This is a genomic window from Pseudomonas sp. ENNP23 (assembly GCF_001728945.1).
In the GTDB taxonomy this organism is placed as follows: domain Bacteria; phylum Pseudomonadota; class Gammaproteobacteria; order Pseudomonadales; family Pseudomonadaceae; genus Metapseudomonas; species Metapseudomonas otitidis.
The window spans coordinates 1-11,938 of sequence record NZ_LYSP01000010.1 but is presented as its reverse complement, the minus strand read 5'-3'; the positions used below and the strand labels follow the sequence as shown (position 1 = coordinate 11,938).

Below are 11,938 nucleotides of genomic sequence, written 5' to 3'. Positions count from 1 at the left end.
GCGCCGCGCGCACCGATTGAGGGTCCGTGGGCGCTGGGCGCCCGACGGACCGGCACTCAGCATTCGATGATGTTCACGGCGAGGCCGCCGCGAGCGGTTTCCTTGTATTTGCTCTTCATGTCGGCCCCGGTCTGGCGCATGGTGCGGATCACCTTGTCGAGGGAGATGAAGTGCTGGCCGTCGCCGCGCAGGGCCATGCGCGCCGCGTTGATGGCCTTCACCGAGCCCATGGCGTTGCGTTCGATGCAGGGCACCTGGACCAGCCCGCCGACCGGGTCGCAGGTCAGCCCCAGGTTGTGTTCCATGCCGATCTCGGCGGCGTTCTCCACCTGCTGCACGCTGCCGCCCATGACTTCGCAGAGCGCGCCGGCGGCCATGGAGCAGGCCACGCCCACCTCGCCCTGGCAGCCCACTTCGGCGCCGGAGATAGAGGCGTTCTCCTTGTAGAGGATGCCGATGGCGGCGGCGGTGAGCAGGAAGCGCTCCACGCCCTCGTCATTGGCGCCCGGGACGAAGCGCGTGTAGTAGTGCAGCACCGCCGGGACGATGCCCGCCGCGCCATTGGTGGGTGCGGTGACCACGCGCCCGCCGGTGGCGTTCTCCTCGTTCACCGCCAGGGCGTAGAGGTTGACCCAGTCCAGCACCGTCAGGCTGTCGCGCAGGGCGGCCTCCGGGCGCTCGCTGAGCTGGCGGAACAGCGCGGCGGCGCGGCGCTTGACCTTGAGCCCGCCGGGCATGATGCCCTCCTTGCGACAGCCAGCCTTCACGCAGTCCTGCATCACCTGCCAGATGCGCTGCAGCCCGGCGCTGGTCTCCTCGGGGCTGCGCCAGGCCTTCTCGTTCTCGCGCATCAGCGCGCTGATGGAGAGGCCGCTGGTGGCGCAGTGGGCGAGCAGCTCCTTGCCGGTCCTGAAGGGGTAGGCGAGGGGCGTCTGGTCCTCGACGATGCGGTCGCGTCCGGCGGCTTCCTCGTCCACCACGAAACCGCCGCCCACCGAGTAGTACTCGCGGGCACGCAATTGCAGGCCGGCCGCGTCGAAGGCGCGGAAGATCATGCCGTTGGGATGGAAATCGAGGGGTTTGCGGATCAGCGCCAGGTGCTCCTTCTCCACGAAGCGGATGGGCTTCTCGCCACCCAGGCGCAGCTCGCCGCTGTCGCGGATGGCCTTCAGGCGGGCCTCCACGGCTTCGGTGTCGACGCTGTCCGGCTGCTCGCCCTCCAGGCCGAGCAGCACGGCCTTGTCGCTGCCGTGGCCCTTGCCGGTGGCGCCCAGGGAGCCGTACAGCTCCACCTTGAGGCCGGTGGTGCTGGCCAGCAGGTGCTCCCGCCGCAGGCCCTCGACGAAGCGGGCGGCCGCCCGCATCGGGCCGACGGTGTGGGAGCTGGAGGGGCCTATGCCGATCTTGAACAGGTCGAAGACGCTGAGGGACATGGTGTCGCTCCTGAGCCTGGTTCGTGCTCGTTGTTATTGGGTCAGCGTAGACATTCGGGGTGGCCGGGCCGTGCGGCCCGACCGTTGAAGCGCAAGGCGGTGCGTGGGAGCGGATTCATTCACGAATGAATCCGCTCCCACGTTCACGGGCCGGTCAGGCGTCCTGGTAGGCCTCGATGGACGGGCAGGCGCAGACCAGGTTGCGGTCGCCGTAGACGTTGTCGACCCGGCCCACCGGCGGCCAGTACTTGCCTTCCACCAGGCTGGCGGTCGGGTACACGGCCTGTTCGCGGCTGTAGGGGTGGGTCCACTCACCGACCAGCTCCGCCGCGGTGTGCGGGGCGTTCTTCAGCGGGTTGTCCTCGGCGTCGAGCGCGCCGGTCTCCACCGCGCGGATCTCGTTGCGGATGCGGATCATGGCGTCGCAGAAGCGGTCCAGCTCTTCCTTGGACTCGCTCTCGGTGGGCTCGATCATCAGCGTGCCGGCCACCGGGAAGGACATGGTGGGGGCGTGGAAGCCGAAGTCGATCAGGCGCTTGGCCACGTCGTCGACGCTGATGCCGCTGCTGTCCTTGAGCGGGCGCAGGTCGAGGATGCACTCGTGGGCCACCAGGCCGTTGGTGCCGGTGTAGAGCACCGGGTAGTGCTCTTCCAGGCGACGGGCGATGTAGTTGGCGTTGAGGATCGCCAGCTGCGAGGCGCGACGCAGGCCGGCGCCGCCCATCATGCGGATGTACATCCAGGTGATGGGCAGGATGCTGGCGCTGCCGAAGGGCGCGGCGCTGACGGCACCTGCCTTGCGCGCCAGGTGGCCATGGCCGGGCAGGAAGGGCGCCAGGTGGGCCTTGACGCCGATCGGGCCGACGCCCGGGCCGCCACCGCCGTGGGGGATGCAGAAGGTCTTGTGCAGGTTCAGGTGGGACACGTCGCCGCCGAACTGACCCGGGGCGCAGAGGCCGACCATGGCGTTCATGTTGGCGCCGTCGATGTACACCTGGCCGCCGTTGGCGTGGATGATCTCGCAGATTTCGCGGATGCCTTCCTCGAACACGCCGTGGGTGGAGGGGTAGGTGATCATGATCGCGGCGAGGCGCTCGCGGTGCTCTTCGGCCTTGGCCTTGAGGTCGTCGATGTCGACGTTGCCACGGGCGTCGCAGGCGGTGACCACCACGCGCATGCCGGCCATGTTGGCGGTGGCCGGGTTGGTGCCGTGGGCCGATTGCGGGATCAGGCAGATGTCGCGCTGGTCGTCGCCACGGCTCAGGTGATAGGCGCGGATGGCCAGCAGGCCGGCGTACTCGCCCTGTGAGCCGGCGTTGGGCTGCAGCGACACGGCGTCGTAGCCGGTGGCGGCGCAGAGCATGGCTTCCAGCTCGCTGGTCAGTTGCTGGTAGCCCTGGGACTGCTCGGCCGGGGCGAAGGGGTGCAGGTTGCCGAACTCGGCCCAGGTGATCGGGATCATCTCGCTGGCGGCGTTCAGCTTCATGGTGCAGGAGCCCAGCGGGATCATGCTGCGGTCCAGGGCCAGGTCCTTGTCGGCCAGCTTGCGCATGTAGCGCATCAGCTCGGTTTCCGAGTGGTAGCGGTTGAACACCGGGTGGCTGAGGATCGGCGACTGGCGCAGCAGGGCGGCGGGCAGGCGGCTGGCGGCGGTGCCGGCCAGGGCGTCGAACGCCGGCATGGTCTGGCTGTCGCTGAACAGCGCCCAGAGTTCTTCCACATGGGCCTGGGTGGTGGTCTCGTCCAGGGACAGGCCCAGGCGCTGGTCATCGATCTCGCGCAGGTTGATGCCCCGTGCGCGGGCCTTGGCGTGCAGCTCGGCGGTACGGGCGCCGGTGGCCAGGGTCAGGGTGTCGAAGAAGTGCTGCTGCTCGACGCTGTGGCCCAACTGGGCCAGACCCTCGGCGAGGATGGCGGTGAGCTGGTGCACGCGCTTGGCGATGCGGGTCAGGCCCTGGGGGCCGTGGTAGACGGCGTACATGCTGGCGATGTTGGCCAGCAGCACCTGGGCGGTGCAGATGTTGCTGGTGGCCTTCTCGCGGCGGATGTGCTGCTCGCGGGTCTGCATGGCCAGGCGCAGGGCCGGCTTGCCGTGGCGGTCGATGGACACGCCCACCAGGCGGCCGGGCATGTCGCGCTTGAAGGCATCGCGGGTGGCGAAGTAGGCCGCGTGCGGGCCGCCGAAGCCCAGCGGCACGCCGAAGCGCTGGGCGCTGCCCAGGGCCACGTCGGCACCGAACTCGCCGGGCGGGGTCAGCAGGGTCAGGGCCAGCAGGTCGGCCGCGACCGCCACCAGGGCGTTGGCGCCGTGCAGGCGCTCCACCAGGTCGCGGTAGTCATGGATGTCGCCATCGGTGGCGGGGTACTGCAGCAGCGCGCCGAAGTAGGCGGAAACGTCGCTGATCTCGCGCTCATCGCCCACCACCACCTCGATGCCCAGGGGTTCAGCGCGGGTGCGCAGCACGTCCAGGGTCTGCGGGTGGCAATGACGGGAGGCGAAGAAGGCGTTGCTGGCCTTGTTCTTCGACAGGCGCTTGCAGAAGGTCATGGCCTCGGCGGCGGCGGTGCCTTCGTCCAGCAGAGAGGCGTTGGCGATGGGCAGGCCGGTGAGGTCGCTGATCAGCGTCTGGAAATTCAGCAGGGATTCCAGGCGGCCCTGGGAGATCTCCGGCTGGTAGGGGGTGTAGGCGGTGTACCAGGCCGGGTTTTCCAGCAGGTTGCGCAGGATCGGGCTCGGCGTGTGGCAGGGGTAGTAGCCCTGGCCGATGTGGTTGCGCAGCAACTGGTTCTTGGCGGCAATGGCCTTGATGGTCGCGAGGGCCTCGGCTTCGCCCTGACCGGGCAGGGCCAGGTCGAGCACGCTGCTGTTCTTGATGGACTCGGGGATGACGCTGGCGGTCAGGGCTTCCAGGTCGCTGTGGCCGAGCAGGTCCAGCATGGCCTGGATGTCGGCCTCACGCGGGCCGATGTGGCGGGCGATGAACTCGTTGGCGGTGTCGAGGGAACGGGTCTGGATGGGCATGGCGGGTGTTCCTCAGGCGTTCTTCACCAAAGCATCGTAGCCGGCCTGGTCGAGCAGGCCATCCAGTGCACCGGCATCGTCCAGGCGCATGCGGAAGAACCAGGCCTTGCCTTGCGGGTCTTCGTTGACCTGCTCGGGGGTGTCGGGCAGCTCGCCGTTCACTTCCACCACCTCGCCGTCGAGCGGCATGACGATGTTGCTGGCGGCCTTGACCGACTCCAGCACGGCGACTTCCTCGCCCTTGGCGTAGCGTTGCAGTTCGGGGAGTTGAACGAAGACCACGTCGCCGAGGGCGTCCTGGGCGAAGTCGGTGATGCCGACGGTGACCAGGCCGTCTGCGTCCAGGCGCAGCCATTCGTGATCAGCGGTAAAGCGCAATTGGCTCATTGATAACTCCTCGATGCGATAACCCGGTACTTTGCCGGGCGCTGATTGGGGACCCCGGCACGGAGCGTCGCCCGTGCTGTCTGGGCGCCTCATAGCAAGGCGGATGCCATCGAATAAAAATTCAATAAAAACAATTAGATATTTTGTTTTTTTGATGTGATTTATTGAATTTGGTGTAGCGAAATCGCTACGCCTCTCCCGGTGACCGACCGGCCATGTGCGCGCAATCCAGGCGTGATGGGGCTTTCAAAGGATTTGTTGCGAATTCGATACGCTGTAGCGAATTCGATACGTTCACTTAAAAATTTAAATAAATTCCAATAAAAACAATCAGATAGGATTGTTATCTGATGTGAATTGTTTGATTGGAGTGCTGCGATCGCCCCGAAGCTGTCAGGCGCACGCTCGCAGCCCCAGGCAGGCGGCCGCCAGCGGAGGCGAAGGCAGCTCTTGAATGGTGGTTTTATTATTTGAAAATCAATCGCTTACGAGTGATTCGCAAGGTCGCTATGCGTTCTTGCCCGGGATGCCGTACTTGCGCAGCCGGTGGGCAATGGCGGTGTGGGAGGTCTTGAGGCGGGCGGCCAACTGGCGGGTGGAGGGGTAGCTGGTGAAAAGCTTCTCCAGCAGGCCGCGCTCGAAGTTCTCCACGGCTTCTTCCAGGCTGTTCACTTCCCCGTCGCTCTGCCGGGCCACGGCGGTGCCGGCGATGTCCAGGTCGCCGATCTCCACGATGTTGCTCTCGCAGATGGCGGCCGCACGGAAGATCACGTTCTGCAGTTGGCGCACGTTGCCCGGCCAGCGGTTGCCCAGCAGCGCCGGGTAGGTGCCGGGTGCCAGCCGGCACGGCGGTCGCTGGATCTGGGTGCAGGCTTGCTGCATGAAGAAGCGCGCCAACAGGAGGATGTCCTGCTCCCGCTCGCGCAGCGGCGGCACGTCCAGGTTGAGCACGTTGAGGCGGTAGAACAGGTCCTCGCGGAAGCTGCCCTCGGCCACCATCTTTTCCAGGTTGCGGTGGGTGGCGCTGAGGATGCGCACATCCACTTTCACCTCGCGGTCGCCGCCCACCCGGCGGAAGCAGCCATCGCTGAGGAAGCGCAGCAGCTTGGCCTGCAGGTAGGGCGACATCTCACCGATCTCGTCGAGGAACACCGTGCCCTGGTTGGCCAGCTCCAGCAGCCCCGGCTTGCCGCCGCGCTGGGCACCGGTGAAGGCGCCCGGGGCATAGCCGAACAGCTCGCTCTCGGCAAGGTTCTCCGGCAGGGCCGCGCAGTTCAGCGCCAGGAACGGCTGGTTGCGCCGGGCGCTGACGGCGTGGCAGGCCCGGGCCACCAGCTCCTTGCCGGTACCGGTCTCGCCGGTGATCAGCAGGGGCGCATCCAGGGCCGCCACCCGCAGGGCGCGGGCCTTGAGGGTGCGGATGGGCTGGGAGTCGCCCAGCAGCGAGTCGAAGCCCTCGGCGTGGTCGTGGTGCAGGGCCGAGAGCCGCTCGCCGATGCGGTTGGGCAGGTAGAGCGTCAGCAGCGCCCCGGTGAGGCGCTCGCCCTCGTTGATCGGCGCCGCGTCCAGCAGCAGTGCCTGGCCCTTGAGCTGGACTTCCCGCAGCGGCAGGCGGAAGCCCTGCTCGCGCAGCACTTCGTGCAGGCTCGCGTCGCCGAACAGTTGGGCCAGGGTGATGCCGGCCGGTTCCTCGCCGTACAGCGCCACCAGCGCCGGGTTGGCCAGCAGCACGCGGCCATTGCCGTCCACTGCCAGCACCGGGTCGGTCATCGCCGCCAGCAGCGCATCCAACTGCAGCCGGTGGCGCTGGCCGGGGAGGATGTCCACCACCGTCACGTCCTGCACGCCGTGCACCTTGTGCAGGGCCTCGCGCAGCTCGTCCAGCACTTCGGGGCTCAGGGTCGGCGCGTCGATGTAGACGTTCGGTGGCACCATCTCCACCGCATCCAGGTTGAGGTTGCGCCCGCCGAGCAGGGCGAGCACTTCCTGGGTGATACCGACGCGATCGATGAAGGTGACGTGAATGCGCATGGAAACCCGGCCGTACTAAGGAGCGGGGGATTATGCCGCTCCCGCCGGGCCGGAGCCATGCCCGGGTGGTGCCGGGGTGGCGCAATCAGTTCGAACTTTGCCGACGGCCCGGGCTCGGAACTGGCAGATTCCCGCCAACCGGTGCGGCCGTGGGTTGGTCCGCTCCGCGCCGGCCACAAGGAGCCCATCCATGTTCCCCGTGCACCCTGCCGAATCCGTGGCGCGTGGCCTCTCCGAACAGCGGGCGGGCGATCTGTTGCAGGAGGGGATGCAGGTCGTGCAGGGGGTGATCCATGAGGCGGCTCCTCTCGGTGTGGCCAGGCCGAACGGTAGAGCCGCCGGGCCGGCGTGGAGGTTCAGCCGGCCGCCGGGTGGTCGCCTAGCCGCGCTGCCCCGACGACTTGCGGTATGCCCCGGGCTGCACCCCGGTGACCTTGTGAAAGGCGCGGGTGAAGGCCGCCACTGACTGGTAGCCCACCGCATCCGCCACCTCGGCCACCCTCTGCCCGCTGTCCAGCAGGCGGCATGCCTGGCGCATGCGCAATGCCAGCAGCACGTGGCCCGGTGATTCCCCTGCCAGCTCCTGGAAGCGCTTGAAGAACGCCGAGCGCGACAGCCCGGTGCAGGCCGCCATCTCCTCCAGGCTCCAGGCCCGGCCGGGCTGGGCGATCAACTGTTCCAGCAGCCCGGCGAACGGCGCTTGGCGCGCCAGTGCGGCGAGCCCGCCGAGGCTGGCGTTGTCCGTCACCTGCTGGCGCAGCACGTAAAGGAACAGCAGGTGGCTGAGGCGCTCCAGCAGGGCCGGCGAGGGCGCCGGAAGGCGCGCGCACTCCTGCAGGATCAGCTCGAACAGGCTGCGCGCAGCAGCCAGGGACGGGTCGCCCTTGCGCAGCACGATCCACGGCGGCAGCGACTCGACGATCAACGCCGACAAGCCCTGGCGGAAGTGGAAGAACCCGCACACCAGCCCCACGCCATCCCCGGCGGCCGGCTCCAGGGCCTGCATGGTGCCCTTCGGCTGGACGCGGGCGGCCTCCGCCGCCGCCTCGCCGGAAAGCCGGTAGGCCAGGTCGCGCAGCAGGAACACCGCGTCGCCGCTCTCCAGGCGCAGCGCCTCGCTGCCGTCGTCCAGGTGCAGCCAGCAATGCCCCTGCACCACCAGGTGGAAGCTGGCGCGGGCCAGCCCCTGGGTGCTGGCGTGCCAGCCGCCGCAATAACGGCCGACGTGGAAGAGGCTGGTGTCGAGTTCGAGGTTCTCTAATAACCAATCGACCAGGGGGCTGGATGAATTCATCTAAGGGAAAGACTCAGGAGCAAGTGATAGCGACTTTAGAATATTGAACGGGTTTCTTATTACCAACAGACTTTTCGGCACTCGAACCGACCCAGGAGAAGACTCCATGTCCCGTGTGCCCGTACAGACCCTCGACAGCGCCCCCGAAGCGGCGCGCCCGTTCCTCGAAAACGCCCTGAAGAACTCCGGCTTCATCCCCAACCTGCTGGGGGTGCTGGCCAATGCGCCGGCGGCCCTGGAAACCTACGTCACCGTCTCGGCGTTGAACGGCAAGGCTGAGCTGAACCTGGCCGAAAGGGAAGTGGTGCAACTGGTTGCGGCAACTCGCCACGGCTGCGATTTCTGCGTAGCCGGGCACACTGCCGTCGCCACCAACAAGGCCAAACTGCCGGCCGAGGTGGTCAGTGCCCTGCGGGAAATGGCGCCCCTGCCCGAGGCGCGCCTGGAGGCCCTGGCGGCTTTCACCCAGGCCGTGATCGCTACACGGGGCGATGTCAGCGACGCTGACTTCGCCACCTTCCGCGCAGCCGGCTTCACCGACGGCAACGCCCTTGAGGTAATCCTCGGCGTGAGCCTGGCTACGCTGTGCAACTTCGCCAACGTCTTCGCCCGTACCCCGCTCAATGACGAGCTGGCCAGGTACCGCTGGCAACGTCCGGGGGCCTGAGCCCCGGACGCCGATGATCAGGAGATCGACATGCTGGACCCCAACCTGAGCCACTGGCTCGACAGCCAGGCCGAGGCGCTCGACACCGGCGCCTGCGACCCCGACACCCTGCTGCACGCGCTCAGCCAGGCCGGCCTGCCCAAGGTCGGCGTGGACCGCGCCCTGGGCGGCGATGGTGGCACCCTGCACGACGCCATCGAGACGGTCGCCGCCGTGGCTGGCCATTCGCTCACCGCCGCCTTCGTGCTGTGGGGGCAGCGGGCTTTCATCGAATACGTGCTGCACACCCCCAACGAGGCGCTGCGCGAGCGCTTGCTGGGCGACCTGCTGGCTGGCCGCGTGGCCGGCGCCACGGGGCTGTCCAACGCCATGAAGTTCCTCAGCGGCGTCGAGGCACTGCAGGTGCGCAGCCAGGCCACCGAGCGCGGCTGGCGCCTGGACGGGCGCCTGCCCTGGGTGACCAACCTGCGCCGCCAGGGTTTCCTGGTGGCCGCCGCCGTGGAGGCCGGGGAGGGCCAGCCGCCGCTGGTCCTGGCGATCCCCGATGGGCTGCCGGGCCTGGTGCGTTCCGCCGACCTCGACCTGCTCGGCCTGCAGGGCAGCAACACTGCCGCCCTCGATCTGGCCGGGGTGGAACTCGACCGCACCTGGCTGCTGCACGAAGACGCGCGGCGTTTCCTTCCGGGGGTACGCCCGGCCTTCCTCGGCCTGCAATGCGGCATGGCCCTCGGCTTGGCGCGGCGCTGCCTGGACGAGGTGCAGGCGCACCTCGGCGACGGCGGTGGCCGGGCGCTGCTGGAGGCCGAACTGGGCACGCAGCGCAACCGCCTGGAGGCCCTGGCTCGAGAGCTGCACCAGGGGCTGGACGAAGGTCGCTTCCTCGCCCAGCCGGCTGCGCAGTTCCGCCTGCGCATCGGCCTGGCGGAGAGCGTCGCCGATGCCATCCAGTTGGAGCTGCAGGCCAGCGGCGGCAAGGCCTACCTGAGCGAGCACGGTGCGGGCTTCGCGCGGCGCTGGCGGGAGTCGGCCTTCGTGCCCATCGTCACCCCCAGCCTGGTGCAGCTGCGTACCGAACTGAACCGCCAGGCTCGCGAGGTGGTGGCGTGAGCGACGGATTGCTGACGGCCGAGGGCATCCGCCTCGGCTACCTGCGCGGCAACCAGCGCCAGGAGGTGCTGGCGCGCTTCGACCTGCAATTGGCGCCGGGGGAGGTGGTGTCCATCCTCGGCCCCAGCGGCGTCGGCAAATCCAGCCTGCTGCGGGTGCTGGCGGGCCTGCAGCAGCCTTGTGGCGGGCAGGTGCGGCTCCACGGCGAGCCCCTGGACGGCCCCCACCCGCGCGTGGCGGTGGCCTTCCAGGACCCCAGCCTGCTGCCCTGGCTGAACCTGGAGAAGAACGTGGCCTTCGGCCTGGATTTCGCCCGCCAGCCCAAGCTGGCTGCCGCCGAGCGCAAGGCGCGGGTGGAGCAGGCCATCGCCGCCGTGGGCCTGGCCCATGCCCGTGGCCACTTCCCCGCGCAGCTCTCCGGCGGCATGGCCCAGCGCACCGCGCTGGCCCGCTGCCTGGCAAGGCGCCCCGAGGTGCTGCTGCTGGACGAACCCTTCGGCGCGTTGGACGAGGTGACCCGCGCCGACATGCAGCAACTGCTGCTGCAACTGATCCACGAGCAGCGCACCGCCGCCGTGCTGATCACCCATGACATCGACGAGGCCCTGCTGCTCTCCGACCGCATCCTGCTACTGGGCGACACCCCGGCGCGGATCCTCGGCGAGTGGACCCCGGACCTGCCCCAGCCACGGGCGGAGCGGGTGGAGGAATTGGGGGCCTTGCGCGTCGACATCCTCAAGACCCTACGGCGGGCCAGCTGCGGAAACGGAACCCCAACCCCTGATACGGAGGCCCACGATGTGCCTGGACGATCCCTCTCATTCCCGACGTGACATCCTCAAGCTCGGCGCGCTGCTGACCGCCGCCGGCGCGCTGCCGCTGCTCACCAGCCTGCAGGCCCGCGCGGCCGCCGAGCCCGACGCGCCGGTGCGCATCGGCTACCTGCCGATCACCGACGCCACGCCGCTGCTGGTGGCCCACGCCAACGGCCTGTTCGAGGCCGAGGGCATCAAGGCCGAGCGCCCGGTGCTGCTGCGCAGTTGGGCGCAGGTGATCGAGGCCTTCATCTCCGGCCAGGTGAACGTCATCCACCTGCTGTCGCCGATGACCGTCTGGGCCCGCTACGGCAGCAAGGTGCCAGCCAAGGTGGTGGCCTGGAACCACGTCGGCGGCTCCGGCCTCACCGTGGCGCCGGGCATCGAGCAGGTGGCCCAGCTGGGCGGGCGCACCGTGGCGATTCCCTTCTGGTACTCCATCCACAACGTGGTGGTGCAGCAGTTGCTGCGCGACAGCGGCCTGGTGCCGGTGAGCAAGCCGGTGGGCGCGGCCCTGGCCGCCAACGAGGTCAACCTGGTGGTGCTGCCGCCCTCGGACATGCCGCCGGCCCTGGCCAGCAAGCGCATCGACGGCTACATCGTCGCCGAGCCGTTCAACGCCCTGGCGGAGAACCTCAAGGTCGGCCGGGTGCAGCGCTTCACCGGGGACGTCTGGCGCAACCACGCCTGCTGCGTGGTGTTCATGCACGAGCACGACCTGAACAACCGCCCCGAGTGGTCGCAGAAGGTGGTCAACGCCATCGTCAAGGCGCAGCTCTGGACCCGCGAGAACCGTGCCGAGGCGGCGAAGCTGCTGTCCAAGGACGGCGCCAACCGCTACACCCCCCACGCCTCCGAGGTGCTGGGCAAGGTGCTGGCCCCGGCAGCCGGCGAGCGCGACGGTTACGTGAAGAGCGGTGCCATCCGCCATGCCGCGTGGGACGAGCAGCGCATCGACTTCCAGCCCTATCCCTTCCCCAGCTACACCGAGGAGCTGGTCAGCCGCCTGAAGGACACCCTGATCCAGGGCGACAAGTCCTTCCTCGCCGGGCTCGACCCCAAGGCCACCGCCGCCGACCTGGTGGACGACCGCTTCGTAAGGGCGGCCCTGGCCGGCGTCGGCGGGCTGGAAGCGTTCGGCCTGAGCGGCGGTTTCGAGCGCACCGAGGAGATCGCCGTTTG

At 68.7% G+C, this 11,938-nt stretch carries 9 protein-coding genes; 4 read left to right on the top strand and 5 right to left on the bottom strand.

Translation table 11 applies throughout. The features are described 5' to 3' along the window. Positions 1-56 precede the first annotated feature (56 nt). The 5 genes from A9G05_RS07790 to A9G05_RS07770 form a co-directional block, all read right to left on the bottom strand. Positions 57-1,433 carry an L-serine ammonia-lyase gene (locus A9G05_RS07790; protein ID WP_069560429.1) on the bottom strand — a complete coding sequence of 459 codons (1,377 nt, stop codon included), beginning with the start codon at positions 1,431-1,433 and terminating at the stop codon, positions 57-59. Between the two features lie 154 nt (positions 1,434-1,587). Continuing rightward, on the bottom strand, positions 1,588-4,455 hold the full coding sequence (gene gcvP / locus A9G05_RS07785) for an aminomethyl-transferring glycine dehydrogenase (RefSeq protein WP_069560428.1): 2,868 nt from the start codon (positions 4,453-4,455) through the stop codon (positions 1,588-1,590). Positions 4,456-4,467: 12 nt separating this feature from the next. After that, complete coding sequence (gene gcvH, locus A9G05_RS07780) at positions 4,468-4,842, bottom strand: glycine cleavage system protein GcvH (RefSeq protein ID WP_044399613.1); 375 nt, start codon at positions 4,840-4,842, stop codon at positions 4,468-4,470. Between the two features lie 507 nt (positions 4,843-5,349). Further along, positions 5,350-6,873 (bottom strand): sigma-54-dependent transcriptional regulator, encoded by a 1,524-nt coding sequence (locus tag A9G05_RS07775; protein WP_069560427.1) that lies wholly within the window; start codon positions 6,871-6,873, stop codon positions 5,350-5,352. Between the two features lie 379 nt (positions 6,874-7,252). Further along, complete coding sequence (locus A9G05_RS07770; protein ID WP_069560426.1) at positions 7,253-8,167, bottom strand: AraC family transcriptional regulator; 915 nt, start codon at positions 8,165-8,167, stop codon at positions 7,253-7,255. Positions 8,168-8,273: 106 nt separating this feature from the next. Between A9G05_RS07770 and A9G05_RS07765 the strand changes: the two genes are divergently transcribed. The 4 genes from A9G05_RS07765 to A9G05_RS07750 all read left to right on the top strand — a co-directional run. Further along, a complete protein-coding gene (locus tag A9G05_RS07765) occupies positions 8,274-8,834 on the top strand; it encodes a carboxymuconolactone decarboxylase family protein (protein ID WP_069560425.1) in 561 nt (186 codons plus the stop codon). 30 nt (positions 8,835-8,864) lie between these two features. Then, positions 8,865-9,941, top strand: coding sequence for an acyl-CoA dehydrogenase family protein (locus A9G05_RS07760; protein ID WP_069560424.1), 1,077 nt, complete (start codon positions 8,865-8,867; stop codon positions 9,939-9,941). After that, positions 9,938-10,774 carry an ABC transporter ATP-binding protein gene (locus tag A9G05_RS07755; protein ID WP_069560423.1) on the top strand — a complete coding sequence of 279 codons (837 nt, stop codon included), beginning with the start codon at positions 9,938-9,940 and terminating at the stop codon, positions 10,772-10,774. The genes A9G05_RS07760 and A9G05_RS07755 overlap by 4 nt, the downstream gene beginning before the upstream one ends. Next, positions 10,740-11,938, top strand: a 1,199-nt coding sequence (locus tag A9G05_RS07750; RefSeq protein WP_069560422.1) for an ABC transporter substrate-binding protein, incomplete at its 3' end; no start/stop codon positions are given. The genes A9G05_RS07755 and A9G05_RS07750, both read left to right, overlap by 35 nt.